This window comes from Prevotella sp. HCN-7019 (genome assembly GCF_037890215.1).
Classification (GTDB): Bacteria; Bacteroidota; Bacteroidia; order Bacteroidales; family Bacteroidaceae; genus Prevotella.
In genome coordinates this window covers 146,609-170,419 of sequence record NZ_JBBKBO010000005.1, presented here as the reverse complement: position 1 = coordinate 170,419, position 23,811 = coordinate 146,609, and the positions used below count along the sequence as shown (strand labels likewise).

At 43.4% G+C, this 23,811-nt stretch carries 20 protein-coding genes and 1 other RNA gene; 8 read left to right on the top strand and 13 right to left on the bottom strand.

Going from position 1 to position 23,811, the window contains the following annotated elements:
- Positions 1-52: 52 nt before the first annotated feature.
- Positions 53-676 (top strand): uridine kinase, encoded by a 624-nt coding sequence (gene udk, locus WKT13_RS08725; RefSeq protein ID WP_298618501.1) that lies wholly within the window; start codon positions 53-55, stop codon positions 674-676.
- Positions 677-711: 35 nt separating this feature from the next.
- Here the strand turns inward: udk and WKT13_RS08720 are convergent, their stop codons facing one another.
- Positions 712-1,344, bottom strand: coding sequence for a DUF308 domain-containing protein (locus tag WKT13_RS08720; protein WP_340323587.1), 633 nt, complete (start codon positions 1,342-1,344; stop codon positions 712-714).
- A 634-nt stretch (positions 1,345-1,978) separates the two neighbouring features.
- Here WKT13_RS08720 and WKT13_RS08715 point away from each other — a divergent pair.
- The gene (locus tag WKT13_RS08715) at positions 1,979-2,485 is read left to right on the top strand and encodes a histidine phosphatase family protein (RefSeq protein WP_340323586.1); all 507 of its coding nucleotides are present in this window, start codon (positions 1,979-1,981) and stop codon (positions 2,483-2,485) included.
- 136 nt (positions 2,486-2,621) lie between these two features.
- On the opposite strand, the gene WKT13_RS08710 is transcribed toward WKT13_RS08715, so the two are convergent.
- On the bottom strand, positions 2,622-3,659 hold the full coding sequence (locus tag WKT13_RS08710) for a hypothetical protein (protein WP_340323585.1): 1,038 nt from the start codon (positions 3,657-3,659) through the stop codon (positions 2,622-2,624).
- 252 nt (positions 3,660-3,911) lie between these two features.
- Here WKT13_RS08710 and WKT13_RS08705 point away from each other — a divergent pair, with 252 nt between their 5' ends.
- Together WKT13_RS08705 and WKT13_RS08700 are read left to right on the top strand one after the other, a co-directional pair.
- A complete protein-coding gene (locus WKT13_RS08705; RefSeq protein ID WP_340323584.1) occupies positions 3,912-5,468 on the top strand; it encodes a capsule assembly Wzi family protein in 1,557 nt (518 codons plus the stop codon).
- A 57-nt stretch (positions 5,469-5,525) separates the two neighbouring features.
- The gene (locus WKT13_RS08700) at positions 5,526-5,972 is read left to right on the top strand and encodes a lipocalin-like domain-containing protein (protein ID WP_340323583.1); all 447 of its coding nucleotides are present in this window, start codon (positions 5,526-5,528) and stop codon (positions 5,970-5,972) included.
- Between the two features lie 1,052 nt (positions 5,973-7,024).
- On the opposite strand, the gene WKT13_RS08695 is transcribed toward WKT13_RS08700, so the two are convergent.
- Entirely contained in the window at positions 7,025-8,149 is a 1,125-nt protein-coding gene (locus WKT13_RS08695; protein ID WP_340323582.1) for an MraY family glycosyltransferase, read from the bottom strand.
- A gap of 252 nt (positions 8,150-8,401) precedes the next feature.
- Between WKT13_RS08695 and WKT13_RS08690 the strand changes: the two genes are divergently transcribed.
- Complete coding sequence (locus WKT13_RS08690) at positions 8,402-9,436, top strand: NAD-dependent epimerase/dehydratase family protein (RefSeq protein WP_340323581.1); 1,035 nt, start codon at positions 8,402-8,404, stop codon at positions 9,434-9,436.
- 62 nt (positions 9,437-9,498) lie between these two features.
- Here WKT13_RS08690 and WKT13_RS08685 read toward each other — a convergent pair whose 3' ends face one another.
- The 10 genes from WKT13_RS08685 to WKT13_RS08640 are packed head-to-tail and all read right to left on the bottom strand — an operon-like array spanning position 9,499 to position 20,134.
- Complete coding sequence (locus tag WKT13_RS08685) at positions 9,499-10,344, bottom strand: glycosyltransferase (RefSeq protein WP_340323580.1); 846 nt, start codon at positions 10,342-10,344, stop codon at positions 9,499-9,501.
- Positions 10,341-11,234: an ATP-grasp fold amidoligase family protein gene (locus tag WKT13_RS08680; protein ID WP_298618492.1), complete on the bottom strand. Its 894-nt coding sequence runs from the start codon at positions 11,232-11,234 to the stop codon at positions 10,341-10,343. Before WKT13_RS08680 ends, WKT13_RS08685 begins: the two co-directional genes overlap by 4 nt.
- 4 nt (positions 11,235-11,238) lie before the next feature.
- On the bottom strand, positions 11,239-12,093 hold the full coding sequence (locus WKT13_RS08675; protein WP_298618491.1) for a glycosyltransferase family 2 protein: 855 nt from the start codon (positions 12,091-12,093) through the stop codon (positions 11,239-11,241).
- A gap of 1 nt (position 12,094) precedes the next feature.
- Positions 12,095-12,934: a glycosyltransferase gene (locus WKT13_RS08670; protein ID WP_340323579.1), complete on the bottom strand. Its 840-nt coding sequence runs from the start codon at positions 12,932-12,934 to the stop codon at positions 12,095-12,097.
- Complete coding sequence (locus tag WKT13_RS08665) at positions 12,924-13,523, bottom strand: acyltransferase (protein ID WP_340323578.1); 600 nt, start codon at positions 13,521-13,523, stop codon at positions 12,924-12,926. The genes WKT13_RS08670 and WKT13_RS08665 overlap by 11 nt, the downstream gene beginning before the upstream one ends.
- Positions 13,511-14,851, bottom strand: coding sequence for a lipopolysaccharide biosynthesis protein (locus tag WKT13_RS08660; RefSeq protein ID WP_340323577.1), 1,341 nt, complete (start codon positions 14,849-14,851; stop codon positions 13,511-13,513). The genes WKT13_RS08665 and WKT13_RS08660 overlap by 13 nt, the downstream gene beginning before the upstream one ends.
- A gap of 5 nt (positions 14,852-14,856) precedes the next feature.
- On the bottom strand, positions 14,857-15,903 hold the full coding sequence (locus WKT13_RS08655) for an EpsG family protein (RefSeq protein WP_340323576.1): 1,047 nt from the start codon (positions 15,901-15,903) through the stop codon (positions 14,857-14,859).
- Complete coding sequence (locus WKT13_RS08650; protein WP_340323575.1) at positions 15,900-16,931, bottom strand: chain-length determining protein; 1,032 nt, start codon at positions 16,929-16,931, stop codon at positions 15,900-15,902. Before WKT13_RS08650 ends, WKT13_RS08655 begins: the two co-directional genes overlap by 4 nt.
- A gap of 35 nt (positions 16,932-16,966) precedes the next feature.
- Positions 16,967-19,504, bottom strand: coding sequence for an SLBB domain-containing protein (locus WKT13_RS08645; protein WP_298618485.1), 2,538 nt, complete (start codon positions 19,502-19,504; stop codon positions 16,967-16,969).
- 9 nt (positions 19,505-19,513) lie between these two features.
- Entirely contained in the window at positions 19,514-20,134 is a 621-nt protein-coding gene (locus WKT13_RS08640; RefSeq protein ID WP_298618484.1) for a sugar transferase, read from the bottom strand.
- Between the two features lie 232 nt (positions 20,135-20,366).
- Here WKT13_RS08640 and ssrA point away from each other — a divergent pair.
- The 3 genes from ssrA (at position 20,367) to WKT13_RS08625 (ending at position 23,655) form a co-directional block, all read left to right on the top strand.
- Positions 20,367-20,767: a transfer-messenger RNA gene (gene ssrA / locus WKT13_RS08635) on the top strand.
- A 1,272-nt stretch (positions 20,768-22,039) separates the two neighbouring features.
- Complete coding sequence (locus WKT13_RS08630; RefSeq protein ID WP_340323574.1) at positions 22,040-22,555, top strand: GNAT family N-acetyltransferase; 516 nt, start codon at positions 22,040-22,042, stop codon at positions 22,553-22,555.
- Between the two features lie 191 nt (positions 22,556-22,746).
- Complete coding sequence (locus WKT13_RS08625; RefSeq protein WP_340323573.1) at positions 22,747-23,655, top strand: FimB/Mfa2 family fimbrial subunit; 909 nt, start codon at positions 22,747-22,749, stop codon at positions 23,653-23,655.
- The last annotated feature ends 156 nt before the right edge of the window (positions 23,656-23,811 follow it).

Genomic DNA, 23,811 nt, shown 5'->3' with positions numbered 1-23,811 from the left:
TGCGGACCATAAAGCCGGACAATGATTAACCCCACAGATAAAAATACATTTTATGGACAAAATAACGATTATAGGAATAGCCGGTGGTACTGGCTCTGGAAAAACCACCGTGGTTAAGAAAATAGTGGAGGCATTGCCGCCACATCATGTGGCCGTGGTGCCGCTTGACTCGTATTATAACGACACTTCCCACATGACCGACGAGGAGCGTCACGCCATAAATTTCGATCATCCGGACGCTTTCGACTGGAAACTTCTTATCAAACACATCAACGAACTGCGTGAGGGACGGGCCATCGAACAGCCTACATACTCTTACCTGAAGTGCAACCGTCTGCCTGAAACGGTGCATGTGGAGCCTAAACCGGTGATAATAGTAGAGGGTATTATGACCCTTCTGAACAAGAAATTGAGGGATATGATGGATTTGAAGATATTTGTTGATTGCGATAGCGACGAACGTCTGATACGCAACATTCAGCGCGACATAATCGATCGTGGCCGCACTGTGTCGATGGTTGTGGACAGATATCTGAAGGTTCTCAAACCTATGCACGAACAGTTCATAGAACCTACCAAACGCTATGCCGATGTCATAATACCTCAGGGAGGCGACAATCTGAAAGGCATAGGTATAATCTGCAAGTACATCGAGGGCATTGTGCCTCGTGACTGAAGGGTGAGGCGCACGCGAAAGGCGCGCGCCACACGTCAGTTTTTATCAATATCGGTGGGAAGGACGGTGTCTTTCTCACCTTTTTTTTCGGCTGCTTCCTTCATCTTCTTGCGCAGCAGATAGAACTTGATGGAGTTCACACTTTCAGAAACACCGTAGAGCAGCATGCACCATCCTATGACAAACAGCGGTGCGGAGGCTATGGCTGACGGACGTATCAGTGCGAGAAGACCTATGAGAAGTATCACCGACGGCATAATCCAGAAGTAAATGCCTACACGGAATGTACGTGTTATGGCGGCAAGACTCACAAACTGGCCTATCGCTCCTATGATGAGCATGGCGGCAAGGATGAACATCAGCCACGATATGAATGCGTTTGGCATGAGTGCAAGGATGAGTCCGAGCACAATACTGCCCAGACCTGTCAGCGGGAACGATACCTTGAAGCCGCTCAACTGCCGTCCGTCGGCATCGAAGAGCTGTACGTCGCTCTCGCGGCGGCGTGCCACGAAGTATGCCGCACATGATATCACACCAGACAGAAAGAACAATATGCCGATGACGATGGTAAGCCACGTTACGGTCTGTTCTCTGTATTTTATCAGCAATACGCCCATTATTATAGCGCTGACGGCGCGTGCCAGCGAGCTTTGTATTATTTGCATGATTTTAAGTTTTTATGGTTTCTTTTGTTGTGTTGTAGTTTTTTATCTGGTTCTGATGTTCGTAGGTTCTTTCAGCGCCTGTGCCGTAATCTCCGGTTCCGTGCGTTGTTGGGATGAAATTAAGTCTTGACGGGACATTCTTTACGTCTGACAGATATATCGCTTATCTCCTTTTATTCTTTACGAATGCGGTCATATCCTTGATAATGAGTATTCCTGATATGAATCCGCAAGCAATTCCAGCTGCATTGATTACATTCATAGCGCTATCGTTTTTTATGAAAAGATGGTTAACGGTGAGGGCAATGGCGAAAGAGAAAATATTGTTTTCTCAATTTTTCGATATTGCCGGACCGCCTCCTATCATATGCAAATATAGTGAAAGTTGGGCATACGGCAAGTGCCGGAGAGTGTTTTTTATTTTGTAGTGTCACGCTCTTGGTTTATCTTTGCATTAGATAAGATGCGGTTGGGCAGTATAGGTTATGGCGGAAATTCGTTCTTCCACCTTGCTGCTGCACCCACTTTTTATTATCTCTGCATAAGATATACGACGTCAGGAATACGAAAGTAAATATTCTTTTCCGCTAGTTTGAGTTATCTTTGCATACAGAATTATTTAAAAATAAGAACTATGACAAGACTTTATCTGGTTCGCCATGGCGAGACTGTGGACAATGTCAACTGCATATTGCAGGGACAGACGCAGGGCTGTCTGACGCCTGAAGGCATAAAACAGGCTGAAAGTGTGAGGGACAGAATGGCCGGTGAGAGGATAGACGCGTTTGTGTCGAGCGATCTGAAACGTTCTTACGACACCTGTTCCATTATCGCCGCACCACATGGAATGGATGTTGTGACGACTCCGCTATTGCGTGAGCGAGACTGGGGAGAATTCACAGGAATGTATATTCCCGACCTTAAAGGAAAAGTATGGCCCGACGATGTGGAGACATTGGAGGCCATGAGAGCGCGCGCCGGCCGTTTTCTTGATTTCATACGCAATACATATCCGGACATGACGGTGCTGGCCGTAGGACATGGAATAATAAACAAGGCTGTGCAGAGTGTGTATTGGAACAAGCCGATGAACGAAATAGAAAAAATGACAAACGCAGAGGTGCGTGTCCTTGATTTGTAATTATGCACCTCTGCGGTTTGTCAATCCTTAACCAATTAATGCGTATCTTTTTAGAATGGAAGAGACAGATACTCTTGAAGTTGAATTTTAAATTATGTTGACTTACACTTTTGCTTGATGTCAGAGAGCGGTCATCTTAGCGTCGTCCGCCGAACTTGCCGCTGCTGCGGCTTGAAGATGATGAGCTCTTGCCTGCTCTTGACGAGCTTTTAGGACTTGAGAACGACGGACGGCTGCTGCTGCGCGACACGCTTGAACTGCTTTTAGCACGGTTGCCTCCGAAGGAGCCGGTGCTGCGGTTTGTGCTTTGGGGCGTCTTGTTGCGGAAGTTGTTTATCAGGTCGCGGTTGTTGCTTGCTGATCCGCCTAGGCGTCCGCTGCCGGAGAACGACGAGTTGCTCTTTATAGTTCTTTTGCCGGCGATGCTGTTGCTTCTTGGTGTGAAGGTGTTGCGCGGTTTCTGATTGTCCTTTGATATGCTTCCTCCGCGCAGACCGCCGAAGCTTGAAGCCTTCACCGTTGTCATTTCCTTTCTGTCCGTTACGCTTGCAGGCCGTTTGCCGAAGCTGCCTACGCTGTTGCCCGGACGGTTTGTCACGATAGGCTTGTAGTTGTCCTTTCTGCCTCCGAACACGCCCGTATGGCCTTTGCCGTAGTCGCCGCGCTTGAAGCTGTCGCGCATACCGAAGTGGCGTACTTCGGGTTTCGGTCTGAAGTGATGTCTTTTATACCACGAGTGTCCGCCGTTGTGCCTCCAGCTGTGGCCTCCGCAATATACGGTCACAAAGTGCGGACAGCCGAAGTAGAAGTAGTCTCTGTGCGGATAGCGTGCATATATTCTGAATCGCCAGAAGCCTGCGCTCCAATAGAGAGGACGATAGAAGTAGAGTGCGGCGCAGAACGTGTTGTACTGCCAGTCGAACAGAACGTAGCTCATATCGAGATTGCGCTGCCGCCAGTACATGCCGTAGAGGTCGTCCTGTGTGCGTATGCTCATCAGATAGTCGAGATTTATCTCGTATGCGGCTTCGTACTGCTCTTCGCTCAGATTAAGTTCATACGCCATCTTGTCGGTGAGGAAAAGAGCCTGTTCGCGTGCCTGCTCATAGCTCATTGCATTTGCCGATACTGTTGTGACGAACAGTAGAATAAGGGCTGATACAAACTTTTTCATAATCGTATATTTAAATGTTATACATCCATTATCTCTTTCTCTGATGCAAAGATACAACGACTTTCTTTTACGAAAAGAGGGAATTTTCCTATTATCTCGGGGGATTTCCCTAAAATGTCAGTTGGTTCCGTTTTTTTCAGCAGAAGTATCATGTTGGATAAAATAGAGAGGTTTGACTACTGATATGGCGAAAAATGCCTGTATGTGGGATAAATAATGTAATTTTGCAGTATAAAAAACGTTAATGTAAATATGAGAAGTATATTTGCTATATGTCTGTTGTTTGCAGCTGGGATGACGGCCCGCTCGCAGACGTGGACAGACTATGACAACCCTGGAAAGCTCAATCCTGTGCACGGTCTGAGGTACGGAGTGGAGATGCAAGGCTCGTTCTCTAACAACAAGACGCCGTTGTGGCTCAACGCCAACAAGTACGGACTGAGCTCGCTCGAAAGCAACAACGGGTATGTTAGAGGTATGGTGATGCGCGATCTGGCGCAGGATTCCATAAGACGGTGGGGCATAGGCTACGGAGTTGACGTTGCGGTGCCGGTGAACTATACGAGCAGCGTGGTAGTGCAGCAGGCCTATGCAGAGCTGAGATGGCTCTACGGAGTGCTTACTGTGGGCAGCAAGCAGCAGCCTATGGAACTGAAGAATAACGTGCTGAGCAGCGGATCGCAGACTCTTGGTATCAATGCGCGGCCGGTGCCGCAGGTGCGTCTGGCGCTGCCCGACTATTGGGTGCTGCCTTTCTCGCACGGATGGCTGAGGGTGAAAGGACACATTGCCTATGGAAAGATGACCGACGACAACTGGCAGCACGAGGTGACCTCCTGCAAGTCGAAGTATGCCGACGATGTGCTTTATCACAGTAAGGCTGGTTATATAAAGATAGGCAACGAGGACAGATTCATGCCCTGGTCGCTCGAACTGGGATTGGAGATGGCCGCCATGTTCGGAGGAACGGCATACCGTCCGCAGAAAGACGGTACGATGCTGGCACTGAAAGGTGAGGGCGGACTGAAAGGCATGTGGCACGCCTTCATTCCCGGAGGTGCCGATGCGGGCGAGACACTCTACAAGAACATCGCTGGCAACCAGGTGGGATCGTGGCTCATGCGTGTGAACTACGACGGCGACCGCTGGCGTCTGGGCATTTATGCCGACAAGTATTTTGAAGACCACTCTGCCATGTTCCTGCTCGACTACGACGGCTACGGCAAGGGCGACGAATGGCAGAAGAAGAAAAAGAGCAAGTTCATACTCTATGACCTCAAGGATATGATGCTCGGTGCTGAGGTGAACCTGAAATACGGTACGTGGCTTCGCGACATTGTGTTCGAATATATATACACGAAGTATCAGAGCGGACCGGTATATCACGACCACACACCGAGCATATCCGACCACATCGGCGGCATAGACAATTATTATAATCATTATGTTTACACGGGCTGGCAGCACTGGGGACAGGTGATAGGCAATCCGCTCTACCGCTCGCCGATATACAACGACGACGGCACAATATCGGTGAAGAACTCCCGTTTCATGGCTTTCCATCTCGGCATAGACGGTCGTCCGACGGAGAATCTGTCATACCGCCTGCTCGGTACATGGCAGGAGGGCCTGGGAACGTATGCCATGCCGTACACCAAGAAGCAGTATAACGTAAGTTTCCTGGCTGAGGCCACATACAGTTTCAGACACAACTGGAAGGTGACGGGCGCTTATGCTATGGACTTCGGTCACATACTCGGCAACAACGCCGGTTTCCAGCTCACCATATCTAAGAGCGGATGGTTCTGACATACGGACCGTGTGACATGGATAAGAAAATGAAACAAAAGAAAACTGATAATGAAAATGAACAAGAAAAACATATATATGACAATGGTGGCATGGCTGATAATGGCTGTGTTCGCATCGTGTGATATTGAGACATCGGACAATGGCGACCTCGACGGATTCTGGCATCTCGACAGGGTGGACACTCTCTCGACCGGCGGAAGGGCCGACTTGTCCAACAAATACATATTCTGGTCTGTCCAGAAAGATCTGATAAACACTGTCGACAGACACGACTCTGCCGGTGATTATCTGTTCCGTTTTGAACACAAGGGCAAGACTCTGCGACTGTATGATCCGCATGTCAACGACAGAATGAACGGTGATCCGGCGGTGGAAGATCCGGCAGTGTTGAATCCGTTCGGCGTGAATGCGCTCGACGAAACATTCAATGTGAACAAACTGACGGGTTCGAAGATGGTGTTGTCGACAGATGAACTGAAACTGAGTTTCACAAAACTGTGATGCACTAATATTAACGGTGCAGCAGCGAATACTTCATTCTGCCCATAGCGGAGTGGCCGACAGTGGAACAGAGTAGGGCAGGGCGTGCCCGGTTTGTTACGTTCCGGATGTGCGTGTGATGTTTTGCCGTACATCCGGAATGTTTTTATATCATGCATACCGATGCTTTCAGAAATGATATTTATGTGCGTCTGAAAGTAAATTTGAAGAAAACTCAGACGTCGTACTTACGGATTTTCTTGACTTTATTTTGACAAATGAAATTCGTGAAAGATGTGTAAAGAAATGTTAAATCATGCATTACAAAGTCCATTTCAGTCTGTACCACATCACCATATACCCTGTAGTGCGGTCCGGAATAATGCACATGACATTCCGATTATGCCCGTTTTAGCCTGTGGTTTCGCCCGTTTCAGGGTGAGATATTGCGCATTTCAGTCCCTGAAACGGGCAATATCACATGCCGAAATGGTGCTTATTGCAGGACGGGAAAATGATGCTTGAATATAAGCTGTTGGTATTCAATAACTTGCGCAACGCTCTTATTTTTGAGTATTTGCGTCTGAAGGAGAGCCTGACCGCAAATACGCGCTGTTTTTTTGGGGTAGAACAGAAAACTGAGACGAAAAAATCAAAATCCGGTTATAAATTGAAAGTTGTCCATTTTGTTTCATCCGAGAAGAAAGAAACTGTACCGGTTCGGGATTGATGGCGCAGTCCTTTTTTTGAAACCAATATCTACCGAATCTTGTCCGATACCATATTATGACGTGATAAAGTCCGTATCATGATACGAAAAAGCCTTTCCTGCATGAGCAGGAAAGGCATATGGAAGGATTATTCTTTATAATGTGATGATTATCGCTGTGTTGCGTGAAGTGCGAGAGACTCGCGTATTTGCACGCACATTTGTTTTCGTTGCAGATAACTGCCTTATTCTGAGGTCGTGATGCATAAATATGCGTCATGCTTTAGCGGTTTATGCATAATTGTACATCATGCAAGACTGCCGGCCGTTTGGTTGCCGTGTCCTTGTGGGTATGGCCGGAATGTCATTTACTGATGCAGTCGGCCTCATGCTGCATACCGTGTTCTCTTCTTCTTACAAATACGTCTGTCACAAGCTGGAAGGCAGTGTAGACGATGATGTCTATCAGTACAACCAAGTCGCTCCGCAATTCCGGGCGCATGGCAGTGTTGATTACTACGAACGCTACAGCCAGAAGCAGTATGGTCACAAGAGCCTGGTGCTGTGTCATTCCGGCACGCATCAGCTTGTGGTGTATGTGATTCTTGTCGGCTTTGAATATGGGATAGTGGTTTTTCAGACGTGTTATGATAACTCTCACAACGTCGAAACACGGCACGATGAGCAGCGTGTAGGTTATCAACAGGCTGTTGTTGCGGTAGGGCATGACGTTGGGATTGTGCATGGCGAACTTGATAAGGAGAAATCCGAGTATGAAACCCAGCGTCAGACTTCCTGAGTCGCCCATGAATATTTTGTGTCCTTTCTCGGCCTTTCCCCATATGTTGAAGTAAAGATATGCCGTGAGCACACCCATGAGTCCGGCTATCAGAATGGCGTAGGTGTAGATGCCCTCGTGTATGAAGCATAGAAGAAATCCTGTCAATGATAGCAGGGCAAGTCCGCCGGAGAGCCCGTCGATGCCGTCGATGAGGTTCATTGCGTTGTCTATGAACACGAGTGCGAACACCGTGAGCGGTGCGCCTATCCAGAACGGCACTTCATATATGCCGAACATTCCGTAGAAATTGTTTATGTAGAGGCCGGAGATGGGCAGCAGCGAGGCTGCTATAATCTGTACTGCGAATTTTGTTCTCGGTCTGACTCCCACAATGTCGTCCACTATTCCTATGATGTATATCAGTGAAAGGCTTATGAGAAACATCACCGACCATGTGCCTACCGTAAACTGCTGGCGGCCTGTGAGATAATCGAGCATGGATATGCCGAAGATAAACGCTATCAGTGTGCATGGCAGAAAGCAAATTCCGCCAAGTCGCGGTATCACGTTTTTATGTATTTTCCTGGCGTTGGGAATGTCGTAGAGCTTCTTCCTTATGCAGAAGTTTATTATGTACGGTATGATGATGAATCCGCACACAGTGCTTATGATGAAAGCAGACAATACCAGAATAATGTGATTCTCCATAATAAAGTCAGTTTATATTATAACTGATATGTTGGGTTATTATTGCATGAGAGATGACAGATATGTTGTAATAACATGAAAAAGATGTCCTGTTCTGGATGTTTGCGCCAGTGGTACGGATGACGGATGGATTGGGAAGATTAAAAATCGGCAGATGTACAGTGCGATAGCAGTTTTGTCGTTTTTATGGTGTGTGTAACAGAAAAAATAATTACCTTTGCCACAATTTATAAAATGCAATAGATATTAGGTATGAGAATATTGGTTACCGGTGCAGCCGGATTCATTGGCTCGAAGGTATTGTATGAGTTGGCAAGACGAGGAGATTTTGTTGTCGGGATAGATAATATAAACGATTATTATGACGTAAGACTGAAATATGGACGTCTTGTGGAATGTGGCTTTGACAATCCGGAATCAATAGAATTTAATAAGGTTGTAAGAAACTCCAGATTTGAAAATTGTCTGTTCATCCGTATGTCTATAGACGATAAGGAGATGATGGACAGAATATTCGAGGAATACCGTTTCGATAAAGTGATGAATCTTGCCGCGCAGGCAGGAGTGCGTTATTCCATAACAAATCCTTACTCTTATCTGCAAAGTAATATGGCCGGATTTCTCAATGTGCTTGAAGCGTGCCGCAACTACAATGTGCGCCATCTCATATTCGCTTCGTCCAGCTCGATCTATGGTCTGAATACGGAGACTCCATATAAGGAAGATGATAAGGTGGATACACCGGTGAGCCTGTATGCGGCGACAAAGAAGGCCGACGAACTGATGGCTCATTGTTACAGCAAGCTATATGGATTTACAACTACAGGTCTGCGTTATTTCACTGTTTACGGACCCTGGGGACGTCCGGATATGTCGCCCTCGTTGTTTGCCGGTGCTATATTGAGAGGAGAGCCGATAAAGGTATTCAACAATGGTGACATGATGCGTGACTTCACTTATATAGACGACATTGTGGATGGAACAATCTCTGTCATCGACACTCCGGAGGAAAATATCAAACGCGACAATGGTGTTCCTTATCGTATATATAACATCGGTTGTTCACATCCGGTGAAGCTGATGGATTTTATCAGTGAGATAGAGAATGCACTTGGTAAAGAGGCTGCCAAAAATTATCTTCCGATGCAACCGGGTGATGTGTATAGCACAAATGCGGACACTTCGCGGTTGGAAAACGAGATAGGTTACAGACCGCATGTTTCATTACATGAAGGAATAACACGTTTTATAGAATGGTTCGTGTCTGACAGCAATCCTTTGAAATAGATTTTCTGGTAACATCAGATCAGATGTTATATAATACAAAAGACGCGTAATGAGAATTCTTATTACGCGTCTTTTGATTTCTTGTCTACTACATAATGTCTTATCTTGCTGCCATAGATAAACTTCACAACACTCAATGGCATCAGTCTGAAAATAAGACGGCTTATCGGAAATACGTATTTGAGCGAAAACAGACCGTAGACTCTTCTTACTCCGTTCATGTATATGCGGAACTCATTCCAAGCCTTTGCACGGCTGCGGCGTCTGAACATTTCATCATCGCGGCGGAAATACAATGTTATGTCGTCAATGTTTCCTATCTTGTATCCTGCACATATAGCGTCGAACCATAGAGCAATGTCCTGGCTCGTGCGATAGCGCTCGTCATATTTAAGTCCGTTTCTGAATATCTCGCTGCGCATCATTACCGTGGGGTGGGCGAGAGGGCTGGCCTTGTATATGGTGTGCATCACTTCCTCGTTGTTTCTCGGATAGTGTCGTACGTTTAGTTTCGGATTGCTGTTGTTAAACTCCTGCATGGCTCCGCCTACTATTGCCACGTCCGGATGAGTTTCAAGATATTTTGTCTGACGTTCGAAACGCTTCGGGTCGGATATGTCATCGCTGTCCATACGGGCGATGAAGTCGGACGACGCGATTTGCAGACCTATGTTGAGAGATTTTGTAAGTCCGAGATTTTTTACATTTTTATGTATTATCAGTTTATTGCCGATAAGTTCTTTCCATCGGTTTATTGTATGTTCAAGTTTGTCTGGCAGTGGCCCGTCTTCAATTAATATTATTTCTGTAGGTTGTACTGTTTGGTCGGTCCATATACTGTTTATCGATTTGTCAAGATATTCCGGACGTTCGTTTTTATAAACCGACATTAGAACGGATATACTCATTTATGAATTTCTGTTAAGTTGAAGTATTTACCAAGTTCGAAGTCAAATGTGTCCGGACTATATTTTACATAGCCGCTACATGGATAGAATGTTATTTCTCCAAAATATATTCTTTTTTTGATATTATATAAATCTATTCTTGCAAAAGGGAAACCTTTTGATAGCTTTTCTGCTAAAGCAATCATTTCCTTTATGTTCTCAGGTAAAACTGGAGGGGTATCAAAGGTTGGATAATCACTTCTTACATTATATAGAAATTCAAGATTTTCATTCCAGAATCCTCTTAGATGATGAGAATATCTTCCTTTGTCAACCCATAAAAAACGAAATTTTCCGTCATAACACATAAATTTATAATCATCTATGGAACAATCTTCGTTATTATCATCTTCAAGGAATTGTTCAATGATTATTTGAGATTTTCTTGCCCCTTTATAAGCCCATTCACGACTTATAATGTCATATCGTTTATTTCTCCAGCTATTTATTAGAGTTATTACATTATCAATATTTATATTATCTTTATCTTTACAAATAAAGATATTGTCACCGTTACCGCCATCTGTTGTTTTTATGACAAATTTTTGAGGTAATTTGGTGAAGTTGATTTCTTCTGCTTTATCACATACCTGATATAGTTTGTTGAGATAAATGTCAGTACCGGTTTTTTCCTTTACATATTCTCTGACATGAAATTTATCTGTACATCTAAGCATTTCCGGATTACGATAAAAAACTTTATAACATTGTACGTATTCCGTAAAACGTTTTGGATGTTTAAAACTAATTAGTCTGTGGTGTTTTATTGCGTAGTGGATACGCAGTATTGTTTTGTCTGGGACAAATGCCAATACATTTGCCAGAATGTATTTTATCCGTTTCTTATTCATAAATTTACTTTTGTGTAAGTCCATCAAGTATCCCGTTAAATATATTTTTTATATATGCTTTGCGCTTGTTTGAGAATAATGAATAATATATTATTTTATAAATAAGTTTTTTTATGTTTGTTTTTTTCCAATATAATGGTACATAATCTCTTTTTCTAAGCCAAAGTAAATTTCTTGTTTGGAAATATATTCTAAATGGACTTGATATACTTATTCTTTTTCCCAAGAATTTTTTTGATATTCCTAGTTCATGGGTTATTGTTATATCGGGAACAAGAATACATGTCATGTTATTAAAGTAATGTGCTCGCCAACACCATTCCTGATCAACAAAATCTATAAACAGATGCTCTTCCATTAATCCGACTGTGTTGAAGTTTTTTATGGGAATAAGCGAATATGAAGAGATTATACTGTGCATTTTATAGTATTCATACTCTTCGTTTTTTTCTTTTGTTATTATATATTGTTTATTTAAGTACGGTTTACCGCTTTTTCTGTTTATTGGCATTGGCCCTATAGCGGAAATATTAATTTTATCTTTTAGATGTAGATAGGTATCATATAACTTCTTTACTAATCCATTTGGTGATACACTGTCTTGGTCGCTGAATAGAATAAAGTCAAATTTTTGTTCAATAAAATATTTTATGCCAATATTTTGAGCAGCTGCAATGCCGATGTTTTTGTATAATGGTTTGTATTTAATTTTGTCGCTTTTGATAATGTAATTATAATAATCTGTTTCTGAATTATCAATTAAATATGCACAATCAACTTGAGGCAGTAGATTCTTTAATGCTTCGTTTATGAGTTGTATATTCGGATTATATAATACTATGATAGCTCCGATCGTCATTTTATATACCTTTTAGAATACCTTTGATCATGTTTTTCCAACATTCATATCCTCCCTTTATGAATAATGGAAAGTAAATGAGTCGCATAGAAAACTTTATACCTATAGCAATTTTCCATTGCAAAGGTACATATTTTCGACGTAAAAGCCAAAGATAGTTGCGGTATTGATAAAAGTAGCGGAATGGTTTGGATATTATTACAATTTGTCTGCCTATCTTTATTTCTCTTTGTCCGACTTTATGGACAATGCTTATATTCGGGGTTATTCCGCAAACCAGCCCCTTTGATTCAGCTCTCCAGCACCATTCGTAATCAACATAATCTATAAACAGACGATCGTCGTAAATGCCTACGGTTCTGATGGCATCAGCAGATATGCAGCATCCGGATGATATCACATCGCGTCGGGGAATGAAATTTTCGCTTACATATTTGTCCTTGTGTATTGCAGACTTGTATTCCTTGCCGTTGTTCTTACGTTTCACGGTAGGTCCGAGCATGGCGAGATTCAGGTGTTCTGTCCTAGCCTTTATGAAAGCTTCTACTATGCGCGAGGGATAATCTTCTTCAGTGCGGCTGTCTTGGTCAAAGAATACAAAATAGTCCGTCCCTTTCTGCATCATTATTCGTATTCCTGTATTCTGTGCTTCTGCAATTCCCTTGTTTGCTTTGTTACAGATATAATACATCCTCTCTATTTTCCTGTCTGAAGTGATTGGCTTTTCTGAGTTGTCCACAATGACTCCACGATAATGTTTTGCAACGTTTCTTACATTACATATATCGTCTTCAGATGGATTGTATAGTACAATTATAATTGAAATATCGTTATTCATCATTCAAATTTTTTATAACTTTTGCAGGAATACCAATAGCAATACAATATGGAGGTATATCTTTTGATACAACAGCATTTGCCCCAATTATAGCACCATCTCCAATTGTGACATTTGGCAATATTGTTACTTTATCTCCAATCCAAACATTTTTTCCAATATGTACTGGTCCTTTGGAAACAACAATCCTATCTGGAATATATTTTTTCATGTCTTTTAATGTGGTCGTTCCGTGTGCATTATCTGTAATGGTAACTAATCGACCTGTTGTGGTTCCCTTTCCTATTGAAATATTGCTGATTGAAGTAATAAAGCAGGATTCTCCTAAATCCACATTGTCTTCAATTATTATATTGGGGCGAAATTTTTGTTTGTGATATTTTATTTGTGCTGCAATTATGGAATGTTTTCTTATGATAACATTATTGCCAATAGAGATACAATCTCCACCAATAATTTTTATATTTGGAACTACTTTAAGATTCTTGCCGCATTGTTTAACGAGATAGTGGATAAAGAGTGTATAAATGCTTTTATATATTCGATATATAAATTTAAAGAAAACATATATAAATTTTATTATTTGTCCCATATTCCTTTTGCTTTGTTTTGTGATATCTTTTTAAACTGAATGTAATTAATGGATGCGCATATTATAGTTGCAATAATAAGTGTTATAACTAGTCCATTTGTTCCATAATAATGACATGTTATAAATTCTATTGGAATGAAAACGATTGTCTCACAAATCGCTAAAATTGTCATAAGTTTTATTTTACCAATTCCGAATAAAATATATGAATAGCAATTGCTTATTACCATAATATAACTGTATATTGCCATTAATACAGATAAGTAAGTGTTTATGTTAACTTTATTTCCAACCCATATTTTATAAAAAATTGGAGAAAATAGGAACATTATAATTATAACAGGGATACATACAAGTAGGAGTCTATTGATATTTTTTATAACATTATTAATCCATTTCCAATCATTTTTTGTATATGCGTCAGTTGTAGCAGACCATAAAGGTGAAACAATTATGGTAAAGATTAAATATAGAATGTTAAAATATCTGTATGAGACTTGATAAGGTGTTACTTCGGCAGGATTTAATACTTTTGTTATAATAAAATTAGATGACATAAATAGTAATAGTCCTGATATTTGTATTATGAAGAATGATAATCCTAACGAAAGAAGATCTTTACAAATTTTTTTATTAATGAATATTATAGATGGTGATAGATATCTGTATTTCCATTTGAAAGTAATAGGATATGCTATTAAATAAATAAATAAAGGTGATGCTGTGAATGCAATAACAACAGTAGTGAGATTACTTTTCCCTGATATGGAGATTATGTACAGGATTAATAGTGATACCGTTTGACCTAATACTACAAGTAGGTTATTTATTGCAGGTAGTTGTAATCCAAGATAAATGTTTCCAATAAATTTAAATATAAAGGTAGCTCCCATAATTGTGAGTGATGCTATAAGTATTTCTTTTAGATGTGGAACCAAAATGGGATCTACATTCATTAATTTGTAGCAATCGATTATTGAAATGATGGATGATAAAATAAATATTAATGGAATAATACTTATTATGAGCATTCCAAATGTGCTACTAACAAGTTTTTTGGCTGTTAATTTATCATTTTTTGCTAATGCTTCAGCTAATTTATTTCTAAGTCCATTTCCTAATCCTATATCGATGGCATCGATACTCATGAATATAGAGTTAATTGTAAGCCATAATCCATATTCATAGCTTGAAAGACAATTTAATGATAAAGGAACTATAAGAAATTGTATGATACAACTCCATCCTTTAATTAATAAAGAACCGGCAATATTTTTCTTTACCAGTGAAGTTCGTTTATCTCCTTTGAATATATGGTTAATATTCATAATTATTATGGATGTAAAAATTCAGCGTAAAATGCATTTATCATAAACATTGCAATACCAACTATACTTACGACAGATTTTGCAAGCCATTTCGGTTTTATTGTGTAATATATGTTTGCAAATATAAATATCTCTACAATACCGTAAAGTTCACTTACTCGAAAAGCTAAAACAGGTAGAAACGATAGTAATAGGAAAGATAATATCGACACACCTGTAAGTTTTAACATAATAGGAAGATATTTGTTGTATTTTATTACTGTATCATAAAAATATAATATATATAAATATGTAAACCAAGTTACTACAAAAACAGCGTTAAATATATTTATCTCACTACCTTTTATTCCACGTTCGCTAAGTTCCTGGTATGATGAAATCTTTTCTCCAATATAAGGAATCGGTATTTCTGTCATTAAATTTACATTTGCTATACATAAAATATATCCTATGGGAACTAACATTGCCCATAACAATCTTGAGCGTTTGTTCATATCATTATTATTAAGAAGCAGGGCTGGAAACAGAGCTAATGTTGAGTAATGGAAAAAACAAGCAATGAGTAATAATATTGCAACTAATCCCTTTTTATTTTCTGCCAGAGGAATGATGGCTATTAAGAATATTCCGGATACGATACACGCTCTTATCTGGGTAAGATCATGTAAGATATAATAATTTCCCATATATACGAGCATTGGTAAGAACCAAAGTTCAGATAACCTTTTTATGGCAGTCATTTTTAATAAAATGCCAATACCTGAATATATGAAGAATATAGAATGAACGTCCTCTGTAAAATAATTTAGTATGCGTGATATTAATAGATAAGAATATTCAACTGCGAGTTGCACATATGGATCATCGTAGTTGTAAAAGAAAAATTCATAGTTCTCAGAATCGTTGTCAAAACCTATTTCTTTAAAAGCTGCGCATAAAAATAAAATAATACCAGATGATATGTATATCGTTTTATTGTATCGTTTCAATCTTTCTTCAAAGATTGAAACGATATAAATCAGCAAATAGATAGACAACAATATGTATATCATATATTTTCTTTATATAATATTTTTATTGTTGTTCCAATAAAAGTAAGAAGTGTTATTACTGCAACGAATATCATTCTTTTAGGTCCTGCCGGCTTAAGTGGCACAGACGCAGACTGTAGAGTTGTAAATGCAGGTGTTCGCTCCTGAACTTTTGCTCTTGCTGCCTGAAGTTGGTTGGACATCATTGTGTATGTGTTAAAGTTAAGCTGCATTTCATTTTCCAAATCTTCCAACTTTGATTTATAACTTTCCAAAATTAGACCTTCATTTGCATCTGCAAATGAAGCATATGTTTGTCTCGATTTTACATATCTTGATTTTGCGTCATTATAAAGCTTTTCTGTATAAGCGAGATCGTTACGTGCTTTGCTTGTGCGATAGTCGGTTATGAAATATTGTAATTTATTTTTTACAGAATCGGCCATTGTTGCACAAATTAAAGGATCTTGATCCTCAATGATAATTGCTATCACATTATTTTTTTTGTCAACACTGCAGGTTATTTTGTTTTCCAGTGTCATTAAAATGCTATTCTGTTGTTTGGTAAGACGGAATGGATCAATCTTATTATTGCTCTGTTTCTCTTCTTCTTTTTTGCTAAATAGATTTTTACACCAATTTATGACTGTGGTCCACCACGGTGTTTTTTGATGATTTAATAAATAATCATAGTATGTGGTTTTTAAACAGCCATCGTCTGTTTTTACCATTATATGGAAAAGACTTGTTCGGAAATTTACAGAATTAACCAAATCAGGATATAATTCTGGTAGTATGGCATCACCGCTTACACCAGAAGCTGATGAGATGTCGAAACCGAAAGATGAGGCTACTTGACTCAGAGAACTCGAACTTAAATTTGACATCTCAGGTGCTAGTGTTACTGTACAACGGTAGTAGCGTGGAACGCATATTATCAGCAAGCATGACAGGATGAACGCAGTCGGTAGTGATATTGCGTAAGTTTTTAGATGTTTTCGTATTGTTTTGGCAATCTTTACAAAATCAATTTGTTTTATATCTTCCATCTTATTACAATGTCTTTTGTTGATATTTGACCTTCTTATTTCAACAGATTCACCATTGTCGCAATCATCGTTGCAATCGAAGCTGTGGAGCTTCCTATAGCAAGCCATTGTGCGAGCGATTTGCCGTCGCTCTTAGGTTTGCTCGGGACCACAATCTCGCAGCCCGGGCGCACCTTCGTGCCGTGGCCCACTTTGGCTACAGTTCCGTTCATGTATATGATGTAGGTCTGGCTCTTCTTTGCGCGGTTGCCCCATCCGCCGGCCTGGTCGATGTAGTAGGACACCTTCTTGCCTTTTTCATACGACACTGTGTTGGGGAAGAGAACGTCGCCGCTTATCTTCACCGTTCCGTTGTATTCCGGTATGATGATGCGGTCGCCTTCGCGCAGCACGAGGTCGGCATCACCGCCCGGTTCCTTCAGAGCCTTATCAAGTTCTATACCCACAGGGTATGTAGTGCCGATGTCGAGTTTCTTCACGTCGATGGTGTCGCCGCTCTGTGCCTTGGCCAGTTTGAGCAGAGTCTCGTCTCTCATCTGCTCTTCCGGTGTGCGTTTACGTTCTATTCGTGCTCCTTCGGCATATGCACGGTCGTTCAGTCCGCCGGCTTTCTTGATGATGTCAGACAGACGTTCGTTCTTCGATGTGAGGGTGTAGGTTCCGGCGAACATCACGTTGCCTTCCACCTCAACATTCTGCTGCTGGTTGTATCCGGGGCTCTTGCGCACGTACACCTCGTCGAACGGCATGAGTGTGAAGCCCGGCTGGCCGTCGATGACGAAACCGTCTTTCAGAGCCATTGTGAAGGTCTGCGATATTACGCTGTCAGGTCGCAGGGCCTTCGGGTTGTTGATGCGTCGTGCCACGTCCACCTTCACTGTGGATGCTGCGTCCTTCAGTCCTCCGGCCTGCAGTACGAAGTCTTCTATCGTCTCGTTGTCTGCATACTGATATATGCCGGGATAGTTCACCTCGCCGTGTATGGTTATGGTGCGTTGCATCTGTCTTTCAGACTTGGTAGGTATGAAGAGCACATCGTTCTCTCTGAGCGGCACGTCCGGGGCGGTGCCTTTCATTATTCCGTCCACGTCGACACTCAGCACCTCCAGCGTGCGGTCTTCCTTCATGCGGTGCATCACGGCGCGCGCAGTGAATGCGTCTTCCTTCAGTCCTTCAGCGTGTTCGATGAGTGATCTGACGCTTGTTATGTCGCCGCCCACCTGATACATGCCGGGACGGAACACCGCACCTTTCACCTCAACCATGTTGGAGAAGCGGTTGAGTATTGAGTCCACGCTTACCGAGTCGCCGTCGGCCACGTGGAATGTGTTCATGTCGAACTCAGTGATGTTGAACACCGAGTAGTCGCGTCCGGTCTTGCGCACCAGTCGTACGGCCTTGCGGTAGGCGTCACCGGCGAATCCTCCGGCATACTTGAGCAGTGTGCCGACGCTTTCGTTCTTCTTCATTTCGTAGTACATCGGACGTTTCACCTTACCGGTGATGTTCACCAGGCAGTCGTACGGTTCTACGGTTATCACGTCGCCGTCGGCCAATCTGACGTTGCCGGTCAGTTTGCCGTTGAGTATGTAGTCGTATATGTCGACTGTGCTCACCAGTTTGTTGTTGCGGTAAACCTTGATGTTGCGCAGCGTACCTATGTCGTTGGTTCCGCCGGCCATGTAAAGTGCGTGGAACACAGAGGCGAATGCCGACAGTGTGTATGTGCCCGGGAGCGCCACCTCACCCATTACGTTTACGGTGATGGTGCGTGTCTGGCCGAGCGTCAGTCTCACCTTGCTACTGCTGTATCGGGCTCCGAGCTGCGACTTTATGCGGGCGTTGGCCTGCTGCACGGTGAGTCCGCTCACCTGTATCGGGCCGAAGCCTTCTATTGTCACATCGCCGTCGGGCGACACTGTTGAGTTTATCACCTTCTGCGAAGCTCCGTATACGTCTATTATCACTGCATCGCCCGGTCCGAGAATATAGTTCTGCGGAGTGGCGATGTTCATGTTAGGTTCGAACGTGAGGTTCTTGTTGTTGAATATGTCGCGTCCGAACACGCGTTTCTTCATCTTCTCGCGTTCGGCTATGAGTTGCTTGAGCATTGTCGCCGTATCGGTGGGCAGAATGAGTCCCAGCTCGTTCTGGAACTGCAGGAACGTAGGGTCGCTCTCGTCATACTGCTGCACGGGCGCCATTTCGTCGTATATTCTGTAGTTCGAATAGTTGTCCTGCTGGTTCAGCCCGGTCTTGTTGTTGTCGGCGGAGTTCTTGGTCTTGCCGTTGGCTGTGCGCATCCTGTTCTCCGTCTCGTTCATGGCTTTGTCGGCCACGTAGCCCAGCCCCTGGCTGTTTATCTGGTTTTCATATTTGCTTCTAACGCGGCGTATCTGCTGTATGTCCACACCGCGCTGTATCAGTTTTGTTACTATCTGCTGTTGGGAGGTTCCCTTTTCATGCTCCTGCACCACAAATTCGAGCACCTGGTCGTCGGTCATTGTCGACTGTGCCGATGCGCATACGGGTATGAGCATGATAAGAAAGACAAATGCGATAAGTTTCTTCATATATATATGTTAGAATTTTTTTCCTGTTACGATGCATATCACGGTTTTGGCCGCAATCTTGAAGTCGAGCCATACCGAACGCCGGCGGTAGTAGTCGATGTCCATGTGCAGGCGCCGTATCATTTTCTCCATCGTGTCGGTGTAGCCGTTGTACAGTGTGGCTTCCGATGTGAGGCCCGGCCGCATGCGGTAGATTATCCTGTAACTGTCGTCCACCGCCATTATCTGGTCTATGAAATACTTGCGTTCGGGACGCGGGCCCACAAGCGACATGTCGCCGCGCAGAACATTCCATATCTGTGGAAGCTCGTCGAGATGATGGCCGCGTAGAAACTGCTCCAAAGGTGTGGAGTTGGTGTTGTCGCAGCGTGCCACGAGCTGTGGCCCGTTCTCCTCAATCACGCTGCTCATGGTACGGAATTTGAATATCACGAACGGTTTGGCTCCGTATCCTATTCTGATCTGTCGGAAGAAGATAGGACCGTTTTTCTGACATTTCATCAGAATCATGATAACCAGAAAAACCGGCGACAACACCACCAGTCCTATGGCCGAGCAAACGATATCCGTGGCTCTCTTTATGGCGCGCTGCGTTCTGCCCATACCGTCCTGCAGTGTTTCTTCAATCATTGGTTACCTTTGTTTCTTTTAATGTTCTGATAATATAACTCCGTTTGTCCTATTTTGTTGCAAAGGTACGTAATTTTTATCAAGAAATAATAAGGTGGATATGTTAATGACACGAAAAAGCCCAAAAATCATTGTCGTGAACGAAATAATTAGTATCTTTGCACGCATGGAATTATGGCTTCCTGCCGTTGTTCCGCCTTGTGCACGGCCGTTGTGGCGGCGCACACAAACCGGGGCTGACCGGATTTGACAGCGGGCAGAAATGGTATGTAAGCACGCGGAGCTTCGTCTGCCGGCTCCATAATATCAGCAGTCGAAAATTTATCTGGCGAAAACAATTACGCTCTCGCTGCCTAATCGAAGTACAGTAGATTACTGGCTTAATCCAGTCACAAGGTGACAGGACGAGACATCGCCCGGAAGCTCTTGTCCCGAAGCATTCCGAACCGGCGGTGCGGTTAAATCGGGAATAGTCGGCGCGGGCCCCACCGCGACGGCGAAATTTTAGGGGATAAGGTTGTGGTTGGTGGTCCGGGTCTTGCCACAGCACGAAAACCGAAGGCCGGAATAAGCGTGTAGAAAGCGTATGGTTTCCCTGTTTGGACGAGGGTTCAACTCCCTCCAGCTCCACGATTCCAGAGAAAAAGTCCTCAGACCAGAGCGGTCCGGGGACTTTTTTTGTATGCATGTCCTTCTGTTTCGGTGGTTTACAGCTCTGTGTAAATCCATCAGCGACTGTTTTTTATTCACGAAGTACCATGTATTGGCGCAAAATTTCCAGACAACGAGGTATGGCATAAACCGTGACGGCGCGGTTCGTCGCGTAACGACAAATCAGCGTTTATCCAACCGGTAAATCATTTTCTCAAAACCGGTGCATACATCCCTTACTTCTTTTCATGCCTCATGTCTGTATATTTTATGAAAACTCAGACGACGGAGTTACGGATTTTCTTGACTTTTTTTTGACAAAATAAAATCGCAAAAGAGATGTGAAGGAATGTTAAATCAGACACAACAAAGGCCATATCTGCCCGTACCTCATTGCCACATACCCTGTAATGCAATCCGGAATGATTCATCCGGCATTCCGTTTATGCCCGTTTTAGCCTGTGGTTCCGTCCATTTCAGGGTGTGATATTGCGCATTTCAGGCCCTGAAACAGGCAATATCACATGCTGAAATGGTGCTTATTGCAGGACGAAAAAATGGTACCTGTATATAAGTTGCTGGTGTTCAATAATTTGCGTAACGTCCTTATTTTTCGAGTATTTGCGTCCGAAGGTGAGTCGGTCCGCAAATACTCGCTTAATTTTTGGGGTAGAACTGAAAACTCAGACGGAAAAATCAAAATCCGGTTACAATTAGAAAGTCGCCCATATTGTTTCATCCAAGCCGAAAGAAACAATGCCGATTCGTGTCTGATGTCGCAGGCTTTTTCTCTAAACCAATCCTCACTTGATTTCCGCAGATATGTAGTTTCTTTGTCTTTGAGTGAGACAGCGGGTTGTTTTGCCATAGTTCGGGTTCATCATACGAGTGCAAATTTATATAATCATTCCCAATAGATACTGACCGGACGGCTGCGTGGCATGAAAAATTTGTGTTCTTTTTTTGTCGCAGCGCCGGTCTTTCATTATATTTGTATAACACAGGCTGCGGCTCGTCAATGTCGTTTCGTAAAGCTATATTGCTTTCCGTCCGCCGTTGCGCTCGCCTTTCGCTGTGTTTGTATAACACAGGTTTTCGGTCCGTCAATGACCGATTTTAAGGATGTGGCTTTGACAACAGGCTGTCGGCGAAGGACGAAGGCTGTGGCATGTATGCCGGAATTGTCTGCATATATGTTGCTGACTGCGCGCTTATGGCCGGTGTATGGTTGTTGTATATTATGAAGATTATTATATGGACAAGGATTTTTCTCTTTTGAGTGTCAGGCAGGCTGTGGCGGCGGACATCCCGGCTCTGCTCGATGTTTTTGCACAAGCACGGCGCTTCATGGCCGAAAACGGCAATCCTACTCAGTGGGCCGACGGCTATCCGGACGCATTGCAGGTGGAGTCTGATGTGGCGGCGGGCCATTGTTTTGTGGTGGAACATGACGGTCTGGGAGTTGTCGGCACGTTCTGTCTTGTAGAAGGTGATGATCTCACTTATGCCGTGATAGAAGACGGTAACTGGCTCGACGACGATGCCTACGCCACCATCCACCGGCTGGCTTCGCGTGGCGTATGTGGAGGGGTGGCGCGTACGGCGGTGGAGTGGAGCATGACGCGGTGTGCTAATCTGCGCATAGACACTCATGCTGACAATGCGCCCATGCTCGGTTTTCTACAGAAGGCGGGATTCACAAGATGTGGCATTATATATTGTCGTGACGAAACGCCACGTGTGGCTTTCCAGCGTCACGACCGCCAATGAATCGGACATGGAGCTGTCGCACCCTGAACAAAATGATGTCAGGGGGCTTTGTGCTTCGTCATATAATTGCTATATTTGCATAATATAGGATTCGGCTCGGCAATGTCAAATCTGAAGAAACTCGGTTTCTCCTCTTTACCGTTGCTCTCGCCTTTCTCTATATTTGCATAAAACTAAAAATCTGAATCATTATGAGGAAAATATGGCTTTGTCTTCCGGTGGCATTTTGTATGGCCGGTGTGCTGACGTTTGTTGCGTGCGAGCAGCCTGTGACCGACGGTGACGACAGCCCTGACGGAGGTGACCAGCAGATGGAAGGAGGAATAAAGGTGGAGTTCAACGTTTGCAATGTTGAGATGATGCCTTTCGGTGACGGTATGTATTCTGCCCGAAATGTGACGGATGTGAGCAAGGTGTGCACGCGTCTTGAGCTTGCTGTATTCGACGGCGACAACAGAGTGGCCATAGTGAGGCAGGCGAAAGACGACAGCGGATTCGGGCATGTCACGGTGGCGCTGGCCGAGGGTGAGTACACAGTGGTGGTGATAGCCCACAATGGCGACGGAGCGGCCACCATAACTTCGCCTGAAGAAATAAAGTTCAAGGACAACAAAGTCACGGATACGTTCTATTATTGCGGCGACATAACAGTGGGGGATGAGTCTTCTTACGATCTGACGCTCGGACGTGCGGTGGCTATGGTGAGGCTTGTGGTGGAAGACAATGTTCCGGCTGCAGTGAACAGGATGAAGTTTTATTATACCGGAGGCAGCAGCACTTTCGACGCTGTGAGCGGATATGGCTGTGTGAACTCCCGTCAGACAGAGGTGCGTGATGTGCCGGCTGCTGCACACAGTGCACCGTCGTCGTATGAGATATATACTTTTCCGCACAGCGACGGACGTTCGCTCGACATCACGGTTACGGCTCTCAATTCTTCGGATGGAGTGGTGGACGAGCGTGAATTTGATGATGTGCCGGTCGAACGGAATCAGGTGACTCAGTATTCCGGTGTTTTCTTCGGAGCATCTCCGGGCTCGGGACGCAGTTTTACGTTCACTGTAGATGATGAATGGTCGCAGGTAGATTATGAGTATTGAGCTATGATGTCCTGTGATACGGTTTTTCTTCGGGCTGCATCACGTCATTATATCTATGCCGTGTAACATCTTACGGATATTATAAGATAGCAAACAGAAATCCCCGGAACTGCTTTGGGCTGTTCCGGGGATTTTTTCAGGTAGTCCGGCATGCTT